Origin of the sequence: Onishia taeanensis, from assembly GCF_013349955.1 — a bacterium.
In the GTDB taxonomy this organism is placed as follows: domain Bacteria; phylum Pseudomonadota; class Gammaproteobacteria; order Pseudomonadales; family Halomonadaceae; genus Onishia; species Onishia taeanensis_B.
The window spans coordinates 104,969-130,335 of sequence record NZ_JABVXC010000012.1; the positions used below are offsets into that span (position 1 = coordinate 104,969).

Annotated in this window: 23 protein-coding genes and 4 tRNA genes; 1 reads left to right on the forward strand and 26 read right to left on the reverse strand. The window is 61.1% G+C overall.

Annotation, left to right across the window (positions count from 1 at the left end):
* The 26 genes from rpsC to HUS66_RS13995 form a co-directional block, all read right to left on the reverse strand.
* Positions 1-699 carry a 30S ribosomal protein S3 gene (gene rpsC, locus HUS66_RS13870; protein WP_175071555.1) on the reverse strand — a complete coding sequence of 233 codons (699 nt, stop codon included), beginning with the start codon at positions 697-699 and terminating at the stop codon, positions 1-3.
* An 11-nt stretch (positions 700-710) separates the two neighbouring features.
* Positions 711-1,043, reverse strand: coding sequence for a 50S ribosomal protein L22 (rplV, locus tag HUS66_RS13875; protein WP_092527226.1), 333 nt, complete (start codon positions 1,041-1,043; stop codon positions 711-713).
* An 18-nt stretch (positions 1,044-1,061) separates the two neighbouring features.
* Entirely contained in the window at positions 1,062-1,337 is a 276-nt protein-coding gene (rpsS, locus tag HUS66_RS13880) for a 30S ribosomal protein S19 (protein ID WP_072824351.1), read from the reverse strand.
* A 33-nt stretch (positions 1,338-1,370) separates the two neighbouring features.
* Positions 1,371-2,201: a 50S ribosomal protein L2 gene (gene rplB / locus HUS66_RS13885; protein ID WP_175071556.1), complete on the reverse strand. Its 831-nt coding sequence runs from the start codon at positions 2,199-2,201 to the stop codon at positions 1,371-1,373.
* A gap of 17 nt (positions 2,202-2,218) precedes the next feature.
* Complete coding sequence (gene rplW / locus HUS66_RS13890; protein WP_092527236.1) at positions 2,219-2,515, reverse strand: 50S ribosomal protein L23; 297 nt, start codon at positions 2,513-2,515, stop codon at positions 2,219-2,221.
* The gene (gene rplD, locus HUS66_RS13895; protein ID WP_175071558.1) at positions 2,512-3,120 is read right to left on the reverse strand and encodes a 50S ribosomal protein L4; all 609 of its coding nucleotides are present in this window, start codon (positions 3,118-3,120) and stop codon (positions 2,512-2,514) included. The genes rplW and rplD overlap by 4 nt, the downstream gene beginning before the upstream one ends.
* A gap of 14 nt (positions 3,121-3,134) precedes the next feature.
* Positions 3,135-3,773, reverse strand: coding sequence for a 50S ribosomal protein L3 (gene rplC / locus HUS66_RS13900; protein WP_092527242.1), 639 nt, complete (start codon positions 3,771-3,773; stop codon positions 3,135-3,137).
* A gap of 153 nt (positions 3,774-3,926) precedes the next feature.
* Positions 3,927-4,238, reverse strand: a complete 312-nt coding sequence (gene rpsJ / locus HUS66_RS13905; protein ID WP_092527245.1) for a 30S ribosomal protein S10 — start codon at positions 4,236-4,238, stop codon at positions 3,927-3,929.
* Between the two features lie 166 nt (positions 4,239-4,404).
* Positions 4,405-5,598 carry an elongation factor Tu gene (gene tuf, locus HUS66_RS13910; protein ID WP_112056013.1) on the reverse strand — a complete coding sequence of 398 codons (1,194 nt, stop codon included), beginning with the start codon at positions 5,596-5,598 and terminating at the stop codon, positions 4,405-4,407.
* Positions 5,599-5,627: 29 nt separating this feature from the next.
* Entirely contained in the window at positions 5,628-7,748 is a 2,121-nt protein-coding gene (gene fusA / locus HUS66_RS13915) for an elongation factor G (RefSeq protein ID WP_175071560.1), read from the reverse strand.
* Positions 7,749-7,811: 63 nt separating this feature from the next.
* Positions 7,812-8,282: a 30S ribosomal protein S7 gene (rpsG, locus tag HUS66_RS13920; RefSeq protein WP_092527250.1), complete on the reverse strand. Its 471-nt coding sequence runs from the start codon at positions 8,280-8,282 to the stop codon at positions 7,812-7,814.
* 131 nt (positions 8,283-8,413) lie between these two features.
* Positions 8,414-8,788 (reverse strand): 30S ribosomal protein S12, encoded by a 375-nt coding sequence (rpsL, locus tag HUS66_RS13925; protein ID WP_092527252.1) that lies wholly within the window; start codon positions 8,786-8,788, stop codon positions 8,414-8,416.
* 150 nt (positions 8,789-8,938) lie between these two features.
* Positions 8,939-13,156 carry a DNA-directed RNA polymerase subunit beta' gene (rpoC, locus tag HUS66_RS13930; protein ID WP_175071562.1) on the reverse strand — a complete coding sequence of 1,406 codons (4,218 nt, stop codon included), beginning with the start codon at positions 13,154-13,156 and terminating at the stop codon, positions 8,939-8,941.
* A 120-nt stretch (positions 13,157-13,276) separates the two neighbouring features.
* Positions 13,277-17,353, reverse strand: coding sequence for a DNA-directed RNA polymerase subunit beta (rpoB, locus tag HUS66_RS13935; RefSeq protein ID WP_175071564.1), 4,077 nt, complete (start codon positions 17,351-17,353; stop codon positions 13,277-13,279).
* 233 nt (positions 17,354-17,586) lie between these two features.
* Positions 17,587-17,958: a 50S ribosomal protein L7/L12 gene (rplL, locus tag HUS66_RS13940; RefSeq protein WP_175071566.1), complete on the reverse strand. Its 372-nt coding sequence runs from the start codon at positions 17,956-17,958 to the stop codon at positions 17,587-17,589.
* A gap of 92 nt (positions 17,959-18,050) precedes the next feature.
* The gene (gene rplJ / locus HUS66_RS13945; protein WP_175071568.1) at positions 18,051-18,557 is read right to left on the reverse strand and encodes a 50S ribosomal protein L10; all 507 of its coding nucleotides are present in this window, start codon (positions 18,555-18,557) and stop codon (positions 18,051-18,053) included.
* Between the two features lie 256 nt (positions 18,558-18,813).
* On the reverse strand, positions 18,814-19,506 hold the full coding sequence (rplA, locus tag HUS66_RS13950; RefSeq protein WP_175071570.1) for a 50S ribosomal protein L1: 693 nt from the start codon (positions 19,504-19,506) through the stop codon (positions 18,814-18,816).
* 2 nt (positions 19,507-19,508) lie between these two features.
* Positions 19,509-19,940: a 50S ribosomal protein L11 gene (gene rplK / locus HUS66_RS13955; RefSeq protein WP_092527269.1), complete on the reverse strand. Its 432-nt coding sequence runs from the start codon at positions 19,938-19,940 to the stop codon at positions 19,509-19,511.
* A 121-nt stretch (positions 19,941-20,061) separates the two neighbouring features.
* Positions 20,062-20,595, reverse strand: a complete 534-nt coding sequence (nusG, locus tag HUS66_RS13960) for a transcription termination/antitermination protein NusG (RefSeq protein WP_092527272.1) — start codon at positions 20,593-20,595, stop codon at positions 20,062-20,064.
* Positions 20,596-20,603: 8 nt separating this feature from the next.
* Entirely contained in the window at positions 20,604-20,972 is a 369-nt protein-coding gene (gene secE, locus HUS66_RS13965; protein ID WP_112056005.1) for a preprotein translocase subunit SecE, read from the reverse strand.
* Positions 20,973-21,044: 72 nt separating this feature from the next.
* Positions 21,045-21,120: transfer RNA gene (locus tag HUS66_RS13970), tRNA-Trp, on the reverse strand.
* Between the two features lie 144 nt (positions 21,121-21,264).
* Positions 21,265-21,339, reverse strand: a tRNA-Thr gene (locus HUS66_RS13975).
* Positions 21,340-21,360: 21 nt separating this feature from the next.
* Positions 21,361-21,434, reverse strand: a tRNA-Gly gene (locus HUS66_RS13980).
* A gap of 47 nt (positions 21,435-21,481) precedes the next feature.
* A tRNA-Tyr gene (locus HUS66_RS13985) sits at positions 21,482-21,565 on the reverse strand.
* A gap of 108 nt (positions 21,566-21,673) precedes the next feature.
* A complete protein-coding gene (locus HUS66_RS13990; RefSeq protein ID WP_175071571.1) occupies positions 21,674-22,513 on the reverse strand; it encodes a type III pantothenate kinase in 840 nt (279 codons plus the stop codon).
* Positions 22,510-23,490: a biotin--[acetyl-CoA-carboxylase] ligase gene (locus HUS66_RS13995; RefSeq protein ID WP_175071573.1), complete on the reverse strand. Its 981-nt coding sequence runs from the start codon at positions 23,488-23,490 to the stop codon at positions 22,510-22,512. Before HUS66_RS13995 ends, HUS66_RS13990 begins: the two co-directional genes overlap by 4 nt.
* A gap of 502 nt (positions 23,491-23,992) precedes the next feature.
* On the opposite strand from HUS66_RS13995, the gene HUS66_RS14000 reads away from it, so the two are divergent.
* A complete protein-coding gene (locus HUS66_RS14000; protein WP_175071575.1) occupies positions 23,993-25,342 on the forward strand; it encodes a GH1 family beta-glucosidase in 1,350 nt (449 codons plus the stop codon).
* Positions 25,343-25,367 lie beyond the last annotated feature (25 nt).

Here is a 25,367-nt window from a genome sequence, read left to right on the forward strand (position 1 = left end):
TTACCTGGAACCTTTCTTCTTGGAGGGCGCACTCTGAGGCTGCTTAGCCTTGGCGCGGACCTCTTCGATGCCCCCGAGGATTTCACCCTTGAAGACCCAGACCTTGACGCCGATGACGCCGTAGGTGGTGTGAGCTTCGTAGGTGGCGTAATCGATGTCGGCACGCAGCGTATGAAGCGGCACACGGCCTTCGCGGTACCATTCGGTACGTGCGATTTCCGCACCACCAAGACGACCAGAGAGCTGGATCTTGATGCCGCCGGCGCCCAGGCGCATGGCGTTCTGGACGGCGCGCTTCATGGCACGACGGAACATGACACGACGCTCGAGCTGGCCGCAGACGTTCTGGGCAACGAGCTTGGCATCGAGTTCCGGCTTGCGCACTTCTTCGATGTTGACGTGAACCGGCACGCCCATCATCTGGGTGACGTCGCGACGCAGACGGTCGACGTCCTCACCCTTCTTGCCAATCACGATGCCCGGACGGGCAGTGTGAATGGTGATACGAGCATTGTTGGCCGGGCGCTCGATGTGGATGCGACTCACGGACGCATTCTGCAGACGCTCCTCGATGAAGCGACGCACTTCGAGATCGTTATTCAGCTTGTCGGCATAGGTACCGCGCTCGGCGTACCAGACCGACGTGTGGTCTTTGACGATACCCAGCCGAATGCCTGTCGGATTTACTTTCTGACCCATCTGGTCGACTCCTACTTCTCGGCTACCATAACGGTGATGTGGCAGGTGCGCTTCAAGATACGATCCGCACGGCCCTTGGCGCGCGGCTGGATGCGCTTGAGCGTCATGCCCTCATCGACGCAAATGGTCGAGACACGCAGCTCGTCGATGTCCATGCCGTTGTTTTCTTCCGCATTCGCGATGGCGGACTGCAGCACTTTCTTAACCAGCTTGGCAGCCTTCTTCGGTGAGAAGGTCAGCAGGTCGAGTGCCTCGGCGACAGGTTTACCGCGCACCTGGTCAGCCACCAAACGGGCCTTCTGGGCGGATAAACGAGCGCCACGCAGCTTAGCTGTGACTTCCATCTCTCAATCCTCTTTGGCTTACCGTTTGGCTTTCTTGTCCGCCGCATGACCGCGATAGGTGCGGGTAGCAGCGAATTCGCCCAGCTTGTGGCCAACCATTTCCTCGGAGACGTGCACCGGGACATGTTGACGCCCGTTATGGACCGCAATGGTGAGCCCGACCATATTCGGCAGGATCATGGAACGACGCGACCAGGTCTTGATCGGTTTGCGGTCGTTCTTCTCCACTGCAGTCTCAACCTTCTTCAGCAGATGAAGGTCAATAAAAGGACCTTTCTTCAGTGAACGTGGCACAGCCGTTACCTCTTAATGTCTTGGCAATTTCGATCAGCTACGGGCCTTGCGGCGACGTACGATCAGCTTGTCGGTGCGCTTGTTCTTGCGAGTCTTGTAACCCTTGGTGGGGACGCCCCACGGGGTGACCGGGTTACGACCACCGCTGGTGCGGCCTTCACCGCCACCGTGCGGGTGATCCACCGGGTTCATCGCAACACCGCGAACTGTCGGGCGAACGCCACGCCAGCGCTTGGCACCGGCCTTGCCCAATTGACGGAGGCTGTGCTCAGAGTTGCTCACTTCGCCCAGGGTCGCGCGGCACTCGGCCAGAATCTTGCGCATTTCGCCGGAGCGAAGACGCACAGTGGCGTAGTTGCCTTCACGCGCCACGAGCTGGGCGCTGGTGCCGGCACTGCGTGCGATCTGAGCGCCCTTGCCGGGCTTCAGCTCGATGCAATGCACGGTGGAACCCACCGGAATGTTGCGCAGCGGAAGGGTGTTGCCCTTCTTGATCGCGGCGTTGACACCGGACTCGACGCGGTCGCCAGCTTTCACACCCTTGGGGGCGATGATGTAGCGACGCTCGCCATCCAGATACTTCAACAGCGCGATATGAGCGCTACGGTTCGGATCATATTCCAGGCGCTCGACGATGGCCGGAATGCCATCCTTGATGCGCTTGAAGTCGATCTGACGGTAGTGCTGACGGTGCCCACCACCCACGTGACGTGTGGTGATACGACCGTTGTTGTTACGCCCACCCGAGTGCGACTGCTTTTCCAGCAGCGGCGCGTACGGCCGACCCTTGTACAGATCGTCACCGACGATCTTGACGAGGTGGCGACGACCGGCGGATGTGGGTTTGGTCTTGACGATTGCCATTATCCGTACTCCTGCCCTTATTCGGCGCCAGAGAAGTCTTCAAGGGTCTCACCCGCGGCGAGGGTTACATACGCCTTGCGGTAACCCTTGCGCTGGCCCAAGCCATTGGCGGTGCGCTTGGTCTTGCCCTTGATGTTCAGGACCTGTACGCGGTCAACCTTCTTACCGAACAGCGCCTGTACGGCCTGTTTGATTTCCGGCTTGGTCGCGTCAGAGGCCACCTTGAACACGTACTGGTTGTTCTCGGCGGCGGAGGCGGCCTTCTCGGTCATGTGCGGACCAAGCAGAACCTTGAATACGCGTTCCTGGTTCATGCCAGCTTCTCCTCGAATTTGCGCAGGGCGGAGACGGTGACCAGCACCTTGTCGAAGGCGACCAGGCTCACCGGATCGGCAGCAGCGACGTCCACCACATCCACGTGCGGGATGTTGCGAGCGGCCAGATAAAGGTTCTCGTCAACTTCTTCGGTGACGATCAGTGCCTTTTCCAGGTCCAGCTCTTTGAGCTTGGCGGTCAGCTGCTTGGTCTTGGGTGCGTCGACGGAAATCTCCTCGACGACGACCAGACGCTCCTGGCGGACCAGCTCGGATAGAATCGAGCGGATCGCGGCCCGGTACATCTTGCGGTTGACCTTCTGGGTGTAGTCTTGCGGGCTAGCCGCAAAGGTCACACCGCCGGCACGCCAGATCGGCGAACGGATGGTACCGGCGCGAGCACGACCGGTGCCCTTCTGGCGCCACGGCTTCTTGCCGCCACCACGCACATCGGCACGATTCTTCTGGGCGCGAGTCCCCTGACGACCGCCTGCCAGATAGGCAGTAACGACCTGATGGACCAGCGCTTCGTTGAATTCTTTGCCAAAGGTTGCGTCGGACACTTCAACCGTGCCGGCACTAGCACCTGAAAGATTCAGATTCATTGGATCAAACCCCCTTAGCGAGCTTTCACGGCACTGCGAACAACAACGTCGCTGCCCGGTGCACCCGGTACGGCGCCCTTGATCAGCAGCAGATTGCGTTCAGCGTCGACGCGCACGACTTCCAGGCTTTGCACGGTGCAGCGGACATTGCCCATCTGACCGGCCATTTTCTTGCCTTTGAAGACGCGGCCCGGGGTTTGACACATACCGATGGAACCCGGGGCGCGGTGCGCCAGAGAGTTACCATGGCTGTTGTCTTGGGTACGGAAGTTCCAGCGCTTAACGGCGCCCTGGAAACCCTTACCCTTGGAGGTACCGGTCACATCAATCTTCTGACCAGCTTCAAAGAGGGATACGGTGAGCTCGCCACCCACTTCCGGAGCTTCGTCGCCTTCGGCCAGGCGGAACTCCATCAGCGAACGGCCGGCCTCGGTACCTGCCTTGGCAAACTGTCCAGCTTGCGCTTTGGTCAGGTGCTTGGCCTTGCGTGAGCCAGAGGTAACCTGCACGGCGCTGTAGCCGTCGACGTCGACGGTCTTAACGCGCGTGATGCGGTTAGGCTCAACTTCGATAACGGTTACGGGCACGGATGCGCCATCTTCGGTAAAGACACGGGTCATCCCGGCCTTTTTACCGACTAAACCGATAGTCATGTTCAGTCTCCTATAGTGTACGGGGCTATCACCCGCTATGGCTGCCCTTTCCAGAGCATTCCACTAGCACATTGTGTGACGCCATCTCGGCGTGACGGCGGCTGCTCCTGACTATTGCAAGGGGAGCGGCGACCGTAAGTGTCTAGTGTGGTCTCAGTCGAGTTTGATCTGAACGTCCACGCCAGCGGCGAGGTCGAGCTTCATCAATGCATCAACGGTCTTTTCAGTGGGTTCGACGATGTCGAGCACACGCTTATGAGTGCGAATCTCATACTGGTCGCGCGCGTCCTTGTTGACGTGCGGAGAAACCAGGATGGTGTAGCGCTCACGATTGGTCGGCAGCGGGATCGGACCGTGCACCTGAGCACCGGTACGCTTGGCGGTCTCAACAATCTCCGCGGCGGACTGGTCAATCAGGCGATGATCGAACGCCTTCAACCGAATGCGAATCTTCTGGTTCTGCATTTGCCCTAAACTCCAATGGATGTCGACGGCGCGAGCCGTCTACCCACGCATTCAAAGGATGCGCATTATAGGCATGGAGCCTCGCAGAGTCAAACCCTGCGAGACAACATGCGCAGAAAGGGGGCTCCCGCAGGAGCCCCCTTCGATCATCGGGTGAGCCTAAGGCTTACTGGACGATCTTGGCGACAACACCGGCGCCAACGGTACGGCCGCCTTCGCGAACCGCAAAGCGCAGGCCGTCTTCCATGGCGATCGGGGCGATCAGGGTAACGGTCATTTTGACGTTATCACCCGGCATCACCATCTCAACGCCTTCCGGCAGCTCACAGGTACCAGTCACGTCGGTGGTACGGAAGTAGAACTGCGGACGGTAGCCCTTGAAGAACGGCGTGTGACGACCACCCTCGTCCTTGGACAGCACATAGACTTCGGCTTCGAAGACGGTGTGCGGCGTGATGGTGCCCGGCTTGGCCAGAACCTGGCCACGCTCGACGTCGTCACGCTTGGTGCCACGCAGCAGGGCGCCGACGTTCTCGCCAGCACGACCTTCGTCGAGCAGCTTGCGGAACATCTCGACACCGGTGACGGTGGTCTTGACGGTGTCTTTCAGGCCGACGATTTCGACTTCTTCGCCTGCCTTGACCACACCGCGCTCGACACGACCAGTCACAACGGTACCGCGACCAGAGATGGAGAACACGTCCTCGATCGGCATCAGGAACGGCTGATCGATAGCGCGCTCCGGCTCCGGGATGTACGCGTCCAGGGCCTTGATCAGGTTGGCAACGGCGGTAGTACCCATGCCGTTGTCGTCCTTGCCTTCCAGGGCCATCAGCGCAGAGCCGATGATGATCGGGGTGTCGTCACCCGGGAAGTCGTACTCGCTGAGGAGTTCGCGGACTTCCATTTCGACCAGCTCGAGCAGCTCTTCGTCGTCGACCATGTCGGCCTTGTTCAGGAACACGACGATGAACGGCACGCCGACCTGACGCGACAGCAGGATGTGCTCGCGAGTCTGCGGCATGGGGCCGTCGGCAGCGCTGCAGACCAGGATAGCGCCGTCCATCTGGGCAGCACCGGTGATCATGTTCTTGACGTAGTCGGCGTGACCCGGGCAGTCGACGTGAGCGTAGTGACGCTCTTCGGACTGGTATTCCACGTGAGCGGTGGAGATGGTGATACCGCGCTCACGCTCTTCCGGGGCGTTGTCGATGGAGTCGAACGCACGAGCGTCGCCACCGAAGACTTCTGCAGATACGCGGGTCAGAGCCGCGGTCAGCGTGGTCTTGCCGTGGTCAACGTGACCGATGGTGCCGACGTTGATATGCGGTTTGGAACGTTCGAATTTTTCCTTAGCCACTGCTATAACCTCTTTACGTTAGCTAACGGTTAACCGTTCTGGTTGATGACGGCTTCCACGATGCTGGAGGGCGCCTCGTCGTACTTCGCAAACTCCATGGAGTAGCTTGCACGGCCCTGGGTCTGAGAACGCAGATCGGTTGCATAACCGAACATCTCAGCCAGCGGCACCATTGCGCGGATGGTCTTCCCTGAGGAAGTGTCATCCATGCCCTGCACCAGACCGCGACGACGGTTAAGATCGCCCATGACGTCACCCATAAACTCCTCGGGGGTCACGACTTCGACCTTCATCATCGGCTCCAGCAGCACGGCCTTGGCCTTTTTGGCACCTTCTTTGATCGCCATGGAAGAAGCGATCTTGAACGCGGTCTCGTTAGAGTCCACGTCGTGATAGGAACCATCGTACAGCGTGACCTTGACGTCGATCATCGGGTAACCCGCGATGACACCGTTCTGCAGCTGTTCATAGGCCCCTTTCTCGACAGCAGGCACGTATTCCTTCGGAACCACGCCGCCGACGATCTCGGACGAAAACTTGAAGTGCATCTCCTCGTCGTCGCCCTTGTCTTCTGCGGTCAGCGGTTCGATGCGCAGGTACACATGACCGAACTGACCGCGACCGCCAGACTGACGAACGAACTTGCCTTCCTGTTCGACGCTGTGGCGGATGGTCTCGCGATAGGCGACCTGCGGCTTGCCGATGTTGGCATCGACCTTGAACTCGCGACGCATGCGGTCAACGATGATATCGAGGTGCAGCTCGCCCATGCCGGAGATGATGGTCTGGCCGGTTTCCTCGTCAGTCTTGACCTGGAAGGACGGATCCTCCTGAGCCAGCTTGCCGAGGGCCACACCCATCTTCTCTTGGTCGGCCTTGGATTTCGGCTCCACGGCCACCGAGATCACCGGATCCGGGAACTCCATGCGCTCGAGCACGATCTTGTCGGTCAGGTCGCACAGGGTATCACCGGTGGTGACGTCCTTGAGGCCGATACAGGCGGCGATATCGCCGGCCAGCACTTCCTTGATCTCTTCGCGAGAGTTGGAGTGCATCTGCACGATACGGCCGACACGCTCCTTCTTGCTCTTAACAGAGTTGAAGACGCTGTCGCCAGACTTCAAGACCCCGGAATACACACGGATGAAGGTCAGGGTACCAACGAACGGGTCGGTGGCGATCTTGAAAGCCAGCGCGGAGAAGGGCGCACTATCATCGGCCTCACGGGTCGCGATGGTGCCATCCTTGTCGTCCAGCTCGCCCTCGATGGCCTTGACCTCGGTGGGTGACGGCATGTACTCGATGACGCCATCCAGCACGGCCTGCACGCCCTTGTTCTTGAACGCGGAGCCGCAGGTCACCAGGACGATCTCGTTGTCGAGGGTACGACGACGCAAGCCGGCCTTGATTTCCTCGGTGGAGAGCTCGCCCTCCTCGAGGTACTTCATCATCAGCTCTTCAGACGCTTCGGCGGCCGCCTCGACCATCTCTTCGCGATACTTCTCGGCGGTTTCCTGAAGCTCTGCCGGGATATCAACCAGGTCATAGTTCATACCATGGTTGTCTTCGTCCCACAGAATCGCCTTCATCTGGATCAGATCGACGACACCCTTGAACTCGTCCTCGGCGCCCCAGTTGATCTGGATCGGCACCGCATTGGCGTTCAGGCGGGTCTTCAACTGGTCGAGGACCATGAAGAAGTCAGCGCCGGCACGGTCCATCTTGTTGACGAAGACCATGCGCGGCACTTCGTACTTGTTGGCCTGGCGCCAGACGGTTTCGGTCTGCGGCTGCACACCGGAACTGCCACACAGCACGACGACCGCGCCATCGAGCACACGCAGGGAACGCTCGACTTCGATGGTGAAGTCAACGTGCCCCGGGGTGTCGATGATGTTGATGCGGTGCTCATCGAACTGCTTGTTCATGCCCTGCCAGAAGCAGGTGGTCGCCGCGGAGGTGATGGTGATACCACGCTCCTGCTCCTGCTGCATCCAGTCCATGGTGGCGGCGCCATCATGGACCTCACCAACCTTGTGGGACAGGCCGGTGTAGAACAGGACACGCTCGGTAGTGGTGGTCTTCCCGGCGTCGACGTGGGCAACGATACCGATATTACGGTAGCGCTTAAGCGGTGTCTTACGTGCCACGATGGAATTCCCCGTTGGTTGGAGGCGCCCAGACATATGAGCGCCTCAAGTTGCGAAGCCTGCTTAGAAGCGGTAGTGCGAGAAGGCCTTGTTGGCCTCCGCCATGCGGTGCACGTCTTCGCGCTTCTTCACAGCGGCGCCCTTGCCTTCAGCGGCATCGAGCATCTCACCGGCCAAACGCTGCACCATGGTCTTTTCACCACGGTTACGGGCAGCATCGGCCAGCCAGCGCATGGCCAGCGCCTGACGACGCGAGGGACGCACTTCCACGGGCACCTGGTAGGTAGCACCACCGACACGACGAGATTTTACCTCGACCATGGGCTGAATGGTTTCCAGCGCCTTGTCGAAGATCTCCAGCGGGTCATCATTGTTGCGCTCGGACACGCGGTCCAGGGCGCCATAGACGATACGTTCAGCTACAGACTTTTTGCCGCTGATCATGAGGTGGTTCATGAACTTTGCCAGGCGCTCGCTTCCGAACTTCGGATCCGGGAGGATTTCGCGCTTCGCAGCAACTCTTCTTCTAGGCATGATAAGCCCTCAAAACTAAGGGGTCCTTCAGGTAAACCCGAGACTGATACAGGACTTGCCTGCAACGCTCGACCTTACTCTTATCAGACCGATGCAATATGGTATGGCGGTTCCGGCGGCGTACGAGTCGCTTAGGACTTCGGACGCTTGGTGCCGTACTTGGAACGGCCCTGCTTACGGTTCTGGACACCGGAGGTGTCGAGAGCGCCGCGAACGGTGTGATAACGCACACCCGGCAAGTCCTTCACTCGGCCGCCGCGAATCAGCACGACAGAGTGTTCCTGCAGGTTGTGACCTTCACCACCGATGTAGGAAGACACTTCATACCCATTAGTCAGACGAACGCGGCACACCTTACGCAGTGCGGAGTTCGGCTTCTTCGGGGTAGTGGTGTAAACGCGGGTGCAAACCCCGCGACGTTGCGGGCAGGCCTGCAGCGCCGGGACGTCGCTCTTGACGACGGGGCGCTTGCGCGGCTTGCGCACTAGCTGGTTAATAGTTGCCATGGTCTGTAGCTGACTCCAATGATTGCCTTGGCCATTCGTTAGCGAGCGCGGGCGTACCCACCCCACTTTCAAAGGCTGCGCATTCTACTGTCTCGGAGCGATCCGCGTCAAGGCCGACGCCATATGGCGCCGGCCTTGAGCTGGCTCCGGTTAGATCTCGTCGTCATCCGCGTCGAGGGCGGTGAGCTGAGCGCCCAATTCCTGCTCGACGTCCTGAGCCGACGGTTGGAGCACGCGCTCGGCGTCTTCGCGACGACGGCGACGCTCCGCATGGTGGGTCAAGCCGGTACCGGCCGGGATCAGGCGCCCCACCACCACGTTTTCCTTCAGGCCGCGCAAGTAGTCGCGCTTGCCGGTTACCGCCGCTTCGGTCAGCACGCGGGTGGTCTCCTGGAAGGAGGCCGCGGAGATGAACGACTCGGTGGCGAGGCTCGCCTTGGTGATACCCAGCAGCAAGCGGTCGTACTTGGCCGGGAACTTGTCTTCCTGCTCCAGACGCGCGTTCTGCTCGAGCACACGCACCACTTCGACCTGATCACCGGTGATGAAGTCGGAGTCACCGGCATCGGTGATTTCGACCTTGCGCAGCATCTGACGCACGATGACTTCGATGTGCTTGTCGTTGATGCCCACGCCCTGGAGGCGATAGACCTCCTGCACCTCGGCGGTGATGTACTTGGCCAGCTCGCTGACGCCCAGCAGACGCAGGATGTCGTGCGGGTTGCTGGGGCCATCGGAGATGACCTCGCCCTTCTCGACCGTTTCGCCCTCGAAGACCGCGATCTGACGCCATTTCGGGATCAGCATCTCGAACGGATCGCCATCGGCCGGAGTGATCGTCAAGCGACGCTTGCCTTTGGTCTCCTTGCCGAAGCTGAGTACGCCACTGATCTCGGCGAGAATCGCCGACTCCTTGGGCTTACGTGCTTCGAACAGGTCGGCCACGCGAGGCAGACCACCGGTGATGTCCTTGTTACCCGTCGCTTCCACCGGAATACGGGCGACCACTTCACCGACACCCACTTCGGCACCGTTCTCGATCGAGACGATGGCCTTGCCGGGCAGCAGGTACTGCACCGGAGTGTTGGAGCCAGGCAGCGAAATATGCTGACCGGCGTCGTCGGCGAGCATGATCATCGGACGCTTTTCGCGACCGGAGGCCGGGCGTGCGGCGGACTCGATCACCTCGATGGAAGACAGGCCCGTCATCTCATCCACACTGCGGTGGATGGAAACGCCTTCGTCCATGTCGATGTACTGCGCCTTACCCTCGACCTCGGCCACGATCGGATGGGTGTGCGGGTCCCACTTGGCGACGGTCTGACCGCCTTCGACCAGCTCGCCGTCCTTGACGGACAGCTCGGCGCCGTAAGGCAGCTTGTAGTACTCGCGCTCACGGCCGTGGTCGTCAGCGACGGCCAGGGCACTGGAGCGGGATACCACCACCAACTTGCCGTCGGCACGCTCCACTGACTTGATGTTGTGCAGGCGCACCTTGCCGCCGTGCTTGACCTGCACGCTGTCGACGGCCGAGGCACGAGAGGCCGCACCACCGATGTGGAAGGTCCGCATGGTCAGCTGGGTACCCGGCTCACCGATCGACTGAGCGGCGATGACACCGACCGCCTCACCGGTGTTGACCTGGTGCCCGCGCGCCAGATCACGACCATAGCAGGCCGAGCAGACGCCGTGAGCGGTGTCACAGGTGATGGTCGAACGCACCACGATCTCGTCGACACCCATGGTGTCGAGCTCGGCACACCAGGCTTCGTCGAGCAGGGTGCCACGCGCGATCAGCACTTCGTCGGTGGCCGGGTCGACCACGTCCTGCGCGACCACACGGCCCAGCACACGCTGCGCCAGCGAGACGATGATGTCACCACCCTCGATGACCGGGTGCAGCGTCAGACCGTTCTCGGTGCCGCAATCCGGCTCGGTGATCACCAGGTCCTGCGCCACGTCGACCAGGCGACGGGTCAGGTAACCGGAGTTGGCGGTCTTGAGGGCCGTATCCGCCAGCCCCTTACGGGCACCGTGAGTGGAGATGAAGTACTGGAGTACGTTCAGACCCTCACGGAAGTTGGCGGTGATCGGCGTCTCGATGATCGAGCCATCCGGCTTGGCCATCAGGCCACGCATACCCGCCAGCTGGCGGATCTGAGCGGCACTACCACGCGCACCGGAGTCGGCCATGATGAAGACGCTGTTGAAGGAGTCCTGTTCGACCTCTTCACCGTCGCGGTTGACCACGCTCTCCTTGGAGATGCCGGTCATCATCGCCTTGGCGACCTTGTCGTTGGCCTTGGACCAGATATCGATGACCTTGTTGTACTTCTCACCCGCGGTCACCAGACCGGAGGAGAACTGGTCCTCGATTTCCTTCACCTCGTCCTCGGCGGCATCGACGATGCCCTTCTTGGCATCGGGGATGACGAAGTCGTTGACGCCGATGGAGGCGCCGGACCAGGTGGCCAGACGGAAGCCGGTGTACATCAACTGGTCGGCGAAGACCACGGCATCCTTGAGGCCGGTACGGCGGTAGACCTCGTTGATCAGCCCGGAGATCGCCTTCTTCTTCATCGGCTGGTCGACCAGCTCGAAGGGGGCGCCCTTGGGCAGGATGCGGAACAGCATCGCACGGCCGACGGTGGTGTCGTAGAGCGAGGTACGCTCGACAAGCTCACCGCCCTCTTCCTCGGGCAGGAACTCGGTCAGCCGCACCTTGACCCGAGCGTGCATGGACACGTTCTGAGTGCCGAAGGCGCGCTCGACTTCCTTGAGGTCGGAGAAGATCATGCCTTCGCCCTTGGCGTTGACCTTCTCACGGGTCATGTAATACAGACCCAGCACCACGTCCTGAGACGGCACGATGATCGGATCACCGTTGGCCGGCGACAGCACGTTGTTGGTGGCCATCATCAGCGCACGGGCTTCGAGCTGGGCCTCCAGGGTCAGCGGTACGTGGACCGCCATCTGGTCACCGTCGAAGTCGGCGTTGTAGGCGGCACAGACCAGCGGGTGCAGCTGAATCGCCTTGCCTTCGATCAGCAGCGGCTCGAAGGCCTGGATGCCCAGACGGTGCAGCGTCGGTGCACGGTTGAGCAGTACCGGGTGCTCGCGGATGACGTCGGCGAGGATGTCCCACACCTCCGGCAGCTCGCGCTCGACCATCTTCTTGGCGGCCTTGATGGTGGACGCCTGGCCGCTGGACTGCAGCTTGGAATAGATGAACGGCTTGAACAGCTCGAGCGCCATCTTCTTCGGCAGGCCGCACTGGTGCAGACGCAGGGTCGGACCCACGGTGATCACGGAACGACCGGAGTAGTCGACGCGCTTACCCAGCAGGTTCTGACGGAAACGCCCCTGCTTGCCCTTGATCATGTCGGCAAGCGACTTCAGCGGACGCTTGTTGGAACCGGTGATGGCACGCCCACGACGACCGTTGTCGAGCAGTGCGTCCACGGATTCCTGCAGCATGCGCTTCTCGTTGCGCACGATGATGTCCGGCGCATTGAGGTCGAGCAGACGCTTGAGGCGGTTGTTGCGGTTGATCACGCGACGATACAGATCGTTGAGATCCGAGGTCGCGAAGCGACCGCCGTCCAGCGGCACCAGCGGACGCAGGTCCGGCGGCAGCACCGGCAGCACTTCCATGACCATCCAGGCCGGCGCATTGCCTGACTTGGAGAAGGCCTCGAGCAGCTTGAGGCGCTTGGACAGCTTCTTGATCTTGGTCTCGGAGTTGGTCTGCGGAATCTCTTCGCGCAGATGATTGATCTCCTCGTCCAGGTCGATGTCCTTGAGCAGCGCCTGCACGGCTTCGGCACCCATGCGGGCATCGAAGTCGTCGCCGAATTCCTCGAGGGCCTCGAAGTACTGCTCGTCGTTGAGCAGCTGGCCACGCTCGAGGGTGGTCATGCCCGGATCGACGACCACGAAGCTCTCGAAATAGAGCACGCGCTCGATGTCACGCAGGGTCATGTCCAGGAACATGCCGATGCGCGACGGCAGCGATTTCAAAAACCAGATGTGCGCGACCGGGCTGGCCAGTTCGATATGGCCCATGCGCTCGCGACGAACCGCGGCCTTGGTGACCTCGACGCCGCACTTCTCGCAGATGATGCCGCGGTGCTTCATGCGCTTGTACTTGCCGCACAGGCACTCGTAATCCTTCACCGGGCCAAAGATCTTGGCGCAGAACAGGCCGTCACGCTCCGGCTTGAAGGTACGGTAGTTGATGGTCTCGGGCTTCTTTACCTCGCCGTAAGACCAGGAGCGGATCAGGTCCGGTGACGCGAGAGTGATTCTGATCGCGTCGAACTCTTCGGACTGTGCCTGCGACTTGAGAACTTTAACCAAATCTTTCATAGGTCGGCTCCGTTGCGGAGTTGTCATAGGCGGGGGCGGCGTGCTGCCCGCCCCCGCGGACCATCTTTCTCGAGCACTGTCGTGAGTACTGTCGCCAGTACTGACTCAAGTCCCGGGTGCTTAGCCTTCCAGCTCGATGTCGATGCCCAGCGAGCGGATTTCCTTCACCAGTACGTTGAAGGATTCCGGCATGCCCGCCTGCATGGTGTGGTCGCCATCCACGATGCTCTTGTACATCTTGGTACGACCTTCCACGTCATCGGACTTGACCGTGAGCATCTCCTGGAGGGTATAGGCAGCACCGTAGGCTTCCAGGGCCCAGACCTCCATCTCACCGAAGCGCTGACCACCGAACTGCGCCTTGCCGCCCAGCGGTTGCTGGGTGACCAGCGAGTATGAGCCCGTGGAGCGCGCATGCATCTTGTCGTCGACCAGGTGGTTGAGCTTGAGCATGTACATGTAGCCCACCGTCACCGGGCGGTCGAAGGACTCGCCGGTACGCCCATCGTAGAGCGTCATCTGACCGGAATCCGGCAGATCGGCCAGGCTCAGCAGATGCTTGATCTCATGCTCCTTGGCGCCGTCGAAGACCGGGGTGGCCATCGGCACACCGCCCTGGAGGTTCTTCGCCAGCGCGATCACCTCATCGTCGGACAGCGAGCTGATGTCCTCGAGTCGTGCGCCCTCGGTGTTGTAGACCTTACCGAGGAAGTCACGCAGCTGGACGACCTGCTGTTCGCGGGCCTCGCGCAGCATGTGCTCGATCTTGACGCCAAGACCACGCGCGGCCATGCCCAGGTGCGTCTCGAGGATCTGACCGACGTTCATGCGCGAGGGTACGCCCAGCGGGTTCAGGACCACGTCGACCGGCTCACCGCCGCCGTCGAAGGGCATGTCCTCGATCGGCATGATCGCGGAGATAACACCCTTGTTACCGTGACGGCCGGCCATCTTGTCGCCCGGCTGAATGCGACGCTTGACCGCCATGTAGACCTTGACGATCTTCAGCACGCCAGGCGCCAGATCGTCACCCTGGGTCAGCTTGCGTTTCTTGTCCTCGAAGCGCTCGTCCATCTCCTTGCGACGGTTCTCGAGCTGCTCATCGGCCTGGGCCAGCAGCTCGTTGAGCGACTCGTCCTGCATGCGCAGCTTGAACCACTGCTGACGCGGCAGTTCTTCGAGATACTCCTCGGAGAGGATATCGTCCTTCTTGAGCTTGGGACCACCGTTGACCGGCTGACCGGACAGGGTGCGCTTCAGGCGCTCGAAGGTCGCGTCTTCGGCGATGCGGTAGGTCTCCTGGAGATCCTTACGCACCTCATCGAGCTGCATCTGCTCGATGGACAGTGCGCGGGAGTCCTTCTCGACGCCGTCGCGAGTGAAGACCTGAACGTCGATGACCGTACCCTTCATGCCGGTCGGGGCACGCAGGGAGGTATCCTTAACGTCGGAGGCCTTCTCACCGAAGATGGCACGTAGCAGTTTCTCTTCCGGCGTCAGCTGGGTCTCGCCCTTCGGCGTGACCTTACCGACCAGAATGTCGCCCGGGCCGACCTCGGCACCGATATAGACCACGCCGGCTTCGTCGAGCTTGGACAGCGCCGACTCACCCACGTTGGGAATATCCGAGGTGATTTCCTCGGCGCCCAGCTTGGTGTCGCGAGACACACAGGTCAGTTCCTGGATATGGATGGTGGTGAAGCGATCTTCCTGCACCACGCGCTCCGAGAACAGGATGGAGTCCTCGAAGTTGTAGCCGTTCCAGGGCATGAAGGCGATGCGCATGTTCTGGCCCAGCGCCAGGTCGCCCATGTCGACGGACGGGCCGTCGGCAAGGATGTCGTCCTTGGATACCCGGTCACCCGGGCGCACGATCGGACGCTGGTTCATGCAGGTGTTCTGGTTCGAGCGGGTGTACTTGGTGAGGTTATAGATATCCACACCGGCTTCACCGCCGATGATCTCGTCCTCATTGACCCGCACCACGACGCGACGGGCATCGACCGAGTCGATCACGCCACCACGACGGGCCACCGCGCAGACACCGGAGTCACGGGCGACGAATCGCTCCATGCCCGTACCTACCAGCGGCTTGTCGGCGCGCAGGGTCGGCACCGCCTGACGCTGCATGTTCGCCCCCATCAGGGCGCGGTTGGCGTCATCGTGCTCGAGGAACGGAATCAGGGCTGCCGCCACGGACACCACCTGACGCGGAGACACGTCCATCATGGTGACCTTGTCCGGCGCCATGAAGGTGGTCTCGCCGCGGTGACGCACCTGAACCAGGTCATCGACCAGATGGCCGTTCTCGTCAACCGTGGCCGAGGCCTGGGCGATGACGAAGTTGCCTTCTTCGATGGCCGACAGCTGCACCACTTCATCGGTGATCTGACCGTCCACGACCTTGCGGTACGGCGTCTCGAGGAAACCGTAGCTGTTGGTGTGGCTGTAGGTGGCCAGCGAGTTGATCAGACCGATGTTCGGGCCTTCCGGCGTTTCGATCGGGCACAGGCGACCATAGTGAGTCGCGTGTACGTCACGCACCTCGAACCCGGCGCGCTCACGGGTCAGACCGCCCGGGCCGAGCGCCGAGACACGACGCTTGTGGGTGACCTCGGACAGCGGGTTGTTCTGGTCCATGAACTGGGACAGCTGGCTGGAACCGAAGAACTCCTTCACCGCTGCCGCGACCGGCTTGGCGTTGATCAGGTCCTGCGGCATCAGGCCTTCGCTCTCGGCCATGGACAGGCGTTCCTTGACCGCACGCTCGACGCGCACCAGGCCAACACGGAACTGGTTCTCTGCCATCTCGCCGACACAGCGGATGCGGCGGTTACCCAGGTGGTCGATATCATCGACGTCACCGAAGCCGTTGCGGATCGCAATCAGCTCCTTGAGCACATCGAGGATGTCGCCGTTGTCGAGCACGCCGGAACCGGTATCACCGTCACGACGCAGACGACGGTTGAACTTCATCCGCCCCACGCCCGACAGGTCGTAGCGGTCTTCGGTGAAGAACAGGTTGTGGAACAGCGTCTCGGCGGCTTCCTTGGTGGGCGGCTCGCCGGGGCGCATCATGCGGTAGATCTCGACCAGCGCCTCGAGCTGGCTGCGGGTGCTGTCCAGCTTCAGGGTGTCGGAGATGAACGGACCGCAGTCGAGGTCGTTGGTGTAGAGCGTTTCGAGGGTGGTAATGCCGGCGGTGGCCAGCTTCTCGAGCAGCTCGGCGGTGATTTCGGAGTTACACTCGCAGATCAGCTCGCCGGTCTTCGGATCGACCTGATCCTTGGCCAGCGTCTTGCCGTACAGGTACTCCATCGGCACTTCGAGACGCTCGAGGCCCGATTTTTCCATCTGACGGATGTGCTTCTGGGTGATACGACGACCTTCTTCGACGATCACACTGCCATCGGCATCCTTGATGTCGAAGGTCGCGGTCTCGCCGCGCAGGCGCGACGGCACCAGATCCACCGAGAAACCGCTCTTCTCGATATGAAAAGTGCTGGTCTCGAAGAAGTTATCGAGGATCTCCTCGGCGCTCATGCCCAGCGCGCGCAGCAACACGGACGCCGGCAGCTTGCGGCGACGGTCGATGCGCACGAAGACGTTGTCCTTGGGATCGAACTCGAAGTCGAGCCAGGACCCGCGGTAGGGGATGACCCGCGCAGAGTACAACAGCTTGCCGGAGGAGTGGCTCTTGCCCTTGTCATGGTCGAAGAACACACCCGGCGAGCGATGCAGCTGGGAGACGATGACACGCTCGGTACCGTTGACCACAAAGGTACCGTTCTCGGTCATCAGGGGGATTTCCCCCATGTAGACTTCCTGCTCCTTGATATCCTTGATCGCCTTGTTGGATGACTCGCGATCGTAGATGATCAGACGGACCTTGACGCGCAGCGGTGCCGAATAGGTGACCCCGCGCAGCTGACATTCCTTGACGTCGAAGGCCGGCGTGCCGAAACGATAGCTGACATACTCGAGAGCAGCGTTGCCCGAGAAACTCTCGATCGGGAATACGGACTTGAAGGCGGCGTGCAGGCCGAGCTCGAGCCGCTCTTCCGGCGAGCGATCCTGCTGGAGGAAGTCGTAGTAGGAATCAAGCTGGATGGCCAGCAGGTAAGGCACATCCATCACTTGGGGCAGTTTGCCGAAATCCTTGCGGATGCGTTTTTTCTCAGTGTATGAGTAAGCCATCTGTATTCCCCAGCTTGTTCACCATGGGTGACCGATGCGTGTCGGCGCCACCTGACGGGATGGGTCCCGTCAGGCGCTGACGGCAAGCCCCCTCATGGAAGCTCGCCGTCGGAATTCGGCTAGCGGCGTCGCCTGAATGCGAGCAGCTAGTAACAACAGAAAAAGGCCGGTAGCGGGAAGCCCGCCACCAGCCGTGGAAGCTTACGCAGCGCGTGAAGCCATGGGCACAAGGATTACTTGAGCTCCACGCTCGCGCCGGCTTCTTCCAGCTTCTTCTTCGCTTCTTCGGCGTCGTCCTTGGACATCGCTTCCTTGATGGTCGCCGGCGCGCCGTCGACGGCACCCTTGGCTTCCTTCAGGCCGAGACCAGTGATCTCGCGGACGGCCTTGATGACGTTGACCTTCTTGTCGCCAGCGCCGGTCAGCACCAGGTCAAATTCAGTCTGCTCTTCTTCAGCAGCGGCTTCACCGCCACCCGGGCCGGCGACGACGGCTGCAGCCGCGCTCACGCCGAACTTCTCTTCCATCGCTTCGATCAGCTCAGCCACTTCCATGACGGTCATGTCGGCGACGGCGTTGATGATGTCTTCTTGGGTAAGTGCCATGTTCAATTTCCTAGACTTTGCGGAGCCTCGGCCAGGGGACCAAGTGCTCGTGATTCAATGGTCGGTTCAGGCTACCTGGAGAAGCGGGCCAATCAGGCAGCGGCCGCTTCTTCCTTCTGGTCGCGCAATGCCGCGAGAGTACGAACCAGCTTGCCGGCAGAAGCTTCCTTCATGACGGACATCAGCTTGGCGATCGCTTCATCGTGTGTCGGCAGCGTGGCCAGACGGTCAAGATCGGAAGCCGGGATGAACTCGCCTTCGTATGCCAGCGCCTTGACTTCGAAGTCCTTCTGACCCTTGGCGAACTCCTTGAACAGACGGGCTGCAGCGCCCGGGTGCTCGTAGGAGAAGGCCAACAGTGTCGGACCTGAGAAAGTCTCATCCAGAATCTCCCAGGGAGTTCCGGACAGAGCGCGGCGTGCCAGGGTGTTGCGAACAACACGAATCTGCACACCATTCTCGCGCGCCTGCTTACGCAGGCTGGTCATGGCACTAACGTCCACGCCGCGAGAATCGGCAACTACGACGGAGAGAGCGTCCTTAGCGGCCTCACTGACCTCGGCAACAATTGCCTTCTTGCCTTCGAGAGCTAGTGGCACAGTGATCACTCCTTCGTGCCGGGACCGAGAGGCTCACACCTCACGATTCCGGGGGTTACCATCTCTCCTCACCTAGTGGTGAGAAGGCTTGGGTGATGGTGCACACCAGTGACTGGCGGCCACACCATCTGCGCAGGCTTCCCAAGGGGAGATTAAGCCGTGACTCGCATGCGAGACACGGCACCTGCGGTCTTTGACGGTGCCCCGGACTCCACGAGGAAGGACGGGGACCGCAAAGTATCTTTGGCTGCGCCGATCACGCGTAAGCGGAATGATCGACGGTCAGACCCGGGCCCATGGTGGTGGACAGGGTCAGTTTCTTGAAATACACACCCTTGGAGGTGCTGGGCTTGAGGCGCTTGAGGTCAGCGACCAGCGCTTCAAGGTTGCCGCGGATATCGTCAGCGGCGAAATCCACTTTACCCAGGGTGGTATGAATGATGCCGTTCTTGTCGGTACGGAAACGCACCTGACCCGCCTTGGCGTTCTTGACCGCGGTGGCGACGTCCGGCGTCACGGTGCCGACCTTCGGGTTCGGCATCAGGCCACGCGGGCCGAGGATCTGACCCAGCTGACCGACGACGCGCATGGCGTCCGGCGAGGCGATGACCACGTCAAAGTCGAGCTGGCCTTTCTTGACCTGCTCGGCCAGGTCGTCCATGCCAACGATGTCGGCACCGGCTTCCTTGGCAGCATCAACGTTGGCGCCCTGGGTAAAGACGGCGACGCGCACGTCTTTGCCAGTGCCGTTGGGCATGACGGTAGCACCACGCACAACCTGGTCGGATTTACGCGGATCGACGCCCAGATTGATGGCAACGTCGAGAGATTCCTTGAAGTTGACGGTGGACAGCTCGCTGAGCAGTGCCACGGCTTCATCCAGGGTGTAGACCTTGGACGCGTCAACCTGCTCTTTGATCTTCAGAGCGCGCTTGGACAGTTTAGCCATGATCAGAGACCCTCCACGTTGAGGCCCATGCTACGGGCGCTACCGGCAATGGTGCGCACCGCGGCGTCAAGATCAGCAGCCGTCAGATCCGGCTCCTTGGTCTTGGCGATCTCTTCGAGCTGGTCGCGAGTCACGGTGCCGACCTTCTTCTTGTTCGGCTCACCAGAGCCGGACTTGATGCCAGCGGCCTTCTTCAGCAGGACAGCCGCGGGCGGCGTCTTGGTGATGAAGGTGAAGCTGCGGTCGGAATAGACGGTGATAACGACCGGCGTCGGCAGGCCCGGCTCGATATCTTGGGTCTCGGCGTTGAACGCCTTGCAGAACTCCATGATATTGACGCCGTGCTGACCCAGCGCGGGGCCCACGGGGGGACTCGGGTTAGCTTTACCAGCTGCAACCTGCAGCTTGATGTAAGCCTGTACTTTCTTGGCCATGATAGGACTCCAATTGGGTGCTAGCGCCTTGCGGCTCCCCGGTTGAATGGCCGCCTCGACGGCCTGACTACTTCTGACTGGCGCTCGATCTTACTACTCGATCACGCCTCCGGGCCGAGACTCAGTCCTTCTCGACCTGGGAAAATTCGAGTTCGACAGGGGTCGCACGTCCAAAGATCAGCACGCTAACCTGAACGCGACTCTTGTCGTAATTGACCTCTTCGACCACACCATTGAAGTCGGCGAAGGGGCCATCGATAACGCGCACGGACTGACCCGGCTCGAAGACTGTCTTCGGCCGTGGCTTGTCGGTGCCGTCCTGAACGCGACGCAGAATGGCATCGGCTTCTTTCTGACTGATCGGCGCCGGCTTTTCTTTCGTGCCACCGATAAAACCGAGAACGCGCGGTGTCTCGTTGACCAGATGCCAGGTTGCGTCGTCCATCTCCATCTCGACCAGCACGTAGCCGGGATAGAACTTGCGCTCACTCTTGCGGCGCTTGCCGTCGCGCATCTCGACCACTTCTTCGGTCGGCACCAGAATCTCGCCGAAGCGATCTTCCATGCCATACATCTTCACGCGCTCAATGAGCGAGCGCATGACATGCTTTTCGAAGCTGGAGTAGGCATGCACGACATACCAACGCTTGGACATGGAATCTCCTAACCAATGACGCCGGACATCGCCCAGCCAAGAAGGGTATCAATCAGCCACAGCATCAGACCTACCACCAGCACAGCCACCATCACGATCGCAGTGGTCTGAATGGTTTCTTGGCGGGTCGGCCAGACGACGCGCTGAATTTCCTTGCGCGCACTGCGGGCCAGCTCCAGGAGATTGCGCCCCTTGGTGGTGGTGATAGCCACACCGGCGGCAAGCGCACACAGCGCCACGACGCCCAACACACGGTAGAGCAGCGCTTGATCGGCGAAATAGGAGTTACCGACAACGGCAACGACTACCAGAGAGACGACAACCGCCCACCTGAGCCCGTCGTGGCGCGACTCCTGCACCTCGGCGTTTTGTTTCATGCGAACGAGACTCCTCAGGGTGCAGCAATCGAAACATGAAAGTATAAGGGATATTACCAGCCTGGGGAAGACTGGCAGGCCAGGAGGGAATCGAACCCCCAACCTGCGGTTTTGGAGACCGCTGCTCTGCCAATTGAGCTACTGGCCTGTATCTGCGCTTCCACTGGAAGCCCTTTGCAGGCATCCCGTAACAGCGGGCGCTATCATAGCGAAAGCTCCCCTGCCTGACAACCCCCGACACACCGCCGGAGGCAAAAAGAAAAGGCGAGCTTACAGCTCGCCTTTTCTAATATGGAGCTCGTGGGCGGATTTGAACCGCCGACCTCACCCTTACCAAGGGTGTGCTCTACCCCTGAGCTACACGAGCAAAACGCGTTACAGCAAAAACTGGAGCGGGCAGCGGGGATCGAACCCGCATCATCAGCTTGGAAGGCTGAGGTTCTACCATTGAACTATGCCCGCCTGCCCGCTCTTACCACCGAATCGACAACAGGCGCCTCGGCAAAATCTGGTGGAGGGGGAAGGATTCGAACCTTCGAAGCTTTCGCGGCAGATTTACAGTCTGCTCCCTTTGGCCACTCGGGAACCCCTCCGAATCACGCGGTAAATTTTACCGCTTTTCGCAATAATGTCAAGCGCTTATCTTGCCTTTTCCGGACCACGACCCGGATACGCTTGCCCTGCGAACGCGCTGCATTCTGTCAAAGCAGCATGGAGAATGCAAGGCTTGCGCGTATTTTTTCCAGCGTCACCGGGGCCGGCACCTCCGGCGCGCCCGACAGCCGCCCCGCTCTCTCGGCCGCCGTCTGCGGGAAACACGCCTCCAACCCCCCATAGACCATGTCCGGCCACAGGGCATGCGGAACCCGGATGCCTCGCGACACTACACGCGCATCGCCACCGGTCAGCAGCAGTGGTAACGCCACCCCCTCACGGTCGCAGACTTCGCCATAGATGCGATTCACGGCGCTCACTGCCGCCATATAAATGCCATGGTTGACCGCCTCAACGGTATTGCGCCCAGGCGCCAGCAGCTCATCGGCTTCGCTGTCCGGGTCGATCGCCACGTTGCGCGTACCGAGCTTGAGGCTCTCCTTCATCAGGCGCAGCCCCGGCAGGATATAGCCGCCCAGATGTCGCCCCCCGGGCAGCACAAAATCGATGGTGATCGCACTCCCGCAGTCGACCGTGCAGCAGGCCCCTACCAACTGGTAACTCGCCAAGGCCCCCAGCCAACGATCCACGCCAAGCCGACCGGGCTCGTCGTACCCATTGACGACGCCTAGCGATTCCCGCACCGGTCGCGCCACGTGCACCACGCCGACCTCATGACGCAGCAGCTCAACGGTTTCCTGCAGCACCTTCTGACGGGCTACGCTTGAGATGCGCACCGCGCTCACCACATCGAGGTCGGGAATGTCAGAGCCTGGCCGCCATTCCTCACGCGTCCACACCGCACCACGCGAACGAATCTCGCTGCTCACAATGTCCTTAAGGCGCCACTTCGACAGGGTGTTGCCGATATCCAGGTCCAGAATCATGAATGGCCACGCACGCTGATTTCGCCGCTCGACAATAACTGACGCTCTCCGTCCAGCCATACCACCAGGTTACCGGCGACATCGACCCCCTCGGCTACCGCTTCCTGACGCCGCGGGCCTTGGATGATATCGATAGCCTGACCTGCATGGGCGTGACGCTTGTTCCAGGCGTCACGCCAGGCGGCGAAGCCTTCCTGCTCGAAACGTGGCAGCAGCGCCAGCAGAGTATCGATGATATCGGCGGCCAGCCGGTTACGAGTCACGCTGGGCTGCTGATCATGGACCGCGGCCACGGGCTGATCGATGGCCTCACGAACGGCCTCCGGAAGGCTGACATTGATACCCAGCCCGATCACCACCTCGCAGGGCCCCGACAGGTCACCGCTCACCTCGAGCAGAATGCCGGCAAGCTTGCGGGATGGCCCCTTGCCGAGCACCAAGACGTCATTAGGCCACTTTAGCGCCACCTCGACGCCATGACGCTCGAACACCTCAGCTAGCGCGACGCCAACCGCCAGGCTTAATCCCTCCAGCGATGCAGCACCGGACTCGAACCGCCAGCCCAGCGATAGCAGCAGCCCACGCCCCCAGGGACTGGACCAGCCACGGCCACGGCGGCCACGACCCTCGCTCTGTGACTCACTCAAGCAAACCTCGCCGTGCCCAGCCCCCTGCTCGAAGCGCTCACGCAGGTAGCGGTTGGTCGAGGGCAGGCTCTCTTCTATGAACAGTCGCGCCATCTCCTGGCGGCTGTCACGAGACAGCTCGGCGATGATCGCCGGGCCATCCAGCAGCTCTATAGGGCTGGCCAAGCGATAACCCAGCCCCTTGACCGCCTCCAGCGGGATATCCATAGCCTCGAGCTTCTTGAGCTGCTTCCACACCGCAGTACGCGATACGCCGAGACGCTCACCCAACTGCTCGCCAGAGTGAAAGTCACCGTCACTCAACAAGCGAATCAGTTCACCGATGGTCATGCGCACCTTCCCGCCGCAAAAATCGCCATTCTAGCGGATGCTGGCAGCACCCGGAAATCATGACGTCCGAATCCCCACACTAAAGGAGCAGGCCCTGAGTTCGCCCGCCCCGTCATGGCGGGGCCAGACACCAAGCCTGCAACACATGCAGGAGTGGTGAGCGTCCAGGCGTTACCGCCGATCACCAGCGACCCGTCGACGTCTGCCTCGGTGGCATTGAGCACGACCAGCCCTCAGCCCCCGTCGGGCCGCACCAAGACCATATGGGCGAGATCATCCAGCCCGACCGCAGACAAGATCCTCACACTGCCGGGCGTGGCTAACCGTGCGGCATGACGTCGATTCCTGGGTTATGGATCAGGACATCAGGCCGTATCAGGTTGTCATGAAAGCGATTTCAAACTTACCCCGTAACCGCCACTACCATGGTCTAATATTTTTATGAAACCGATTTCATGAACATGGCCCCATCATCCATGGGCTCAACGAAGAAGGCTCCCCCATGCAACAAATCGAACTGCCAAGCACCTCACGCCTGCTCACACCGGACTTCACCTTCGGGGTTGCCACCGCCGCCTTTCAGGTCGAGGGCGCCACCCGCGCCGACGGCCGCCTGCCGTCCATCTGGGATCACTTCTGTGCCACAGAGGGCCGGATCAAAAACGGCGACAGCGGCATGCCCGCCTGCGATCACTACCATCGCTGGCAGGAAGACCTCGAGTTGATCCAGAGCCTCGGCGTAGATGCCTACCGCCTGTCGATCGCCTGGCCCCGGGTGATGACCGAGAACGGCCAGCCGAACGCCAAGGGCCTGGACTTCTACAAGCGCCTCCTCGACAGCCTGCGCGAGCGCGGCATCGCCACCTTCGTGACCCTCTATCACTGGGACCTCCCCCAGCACCTGCAGGAGCGGGGCGGCTGGCTCAACCGGGAAACGGCCTATCGCTTCCAGGAATACGCCGACCTGGTCAGCCGCGAACTTGGTGATCGCGTGACCTCCTATGCCACCCTCAACGAACCCTGGGTCAGCGCCATCCTCGGCCACGAGGCAGGCATCCACGCCCCGGGGTTGACCGATGCCCGCCTCGCCCGTCAGGCCGGGCATCACCTGTTGTTGGCTCATGGTCTGGCCATGCAGAGCCTGCGCGCCAACGCACCGCAGTCGCAGGCGGGGCTGGTGCTCAACATGGGCCCGAACACCCCTCACAGCCGTCGCTACGATGACCGTGTGGCCGCTCTGGTCGGCGAGGCGGGCATGAATCACTGGTTCCTGGAGCCGGTGCTCGAGGGCCGCTATCCCGAGCTCTACACTCGCCTCTATCCGGAACAGGCCCCCCAGGTGCTGCCGGGCGACATGGAGCTGATTTCACAGCCGGTGGACTTCATCGGCATCAACTACTACACCCGCGGCGTCGTTTCCTACGACGGCGAGCACCTGATCAAGAATCACCCGCCCGAGAACGTGGAAGTCACGGATTTTGGCTGGGAAGTCTACCCGCAGGGCCTGACCGATCTGCTGGTCGATCTGAACGAGCAGTACCGGCTGCCACCCCTGATGGTGACCGAGAACGGCATGGCTGGCGACGATCACCTGGTGGATGGCCAGGTCCATGACGAGCAGCGCTGCCGCTATCTCAACAGCCACCTCAATGCCGTGCACCATGCGATCGAGCAAGGCGTCGATGTGCGGGGCTATTTCGCCTGGAGCCTGATGGACAACTTCGAGTGGGCGGAAGGCTACAGCAAGCGCTTCGGCATGGTGTACATCGACTACGAGACCCAGCAGCGCACCCTAAAGGACAGCGCCAAGGCGTTTGCCGACTTCCTGAAGAGTCGTCAGACGGGGCGCTGAGCGCTTCCCCTGCTCCCACCACAAC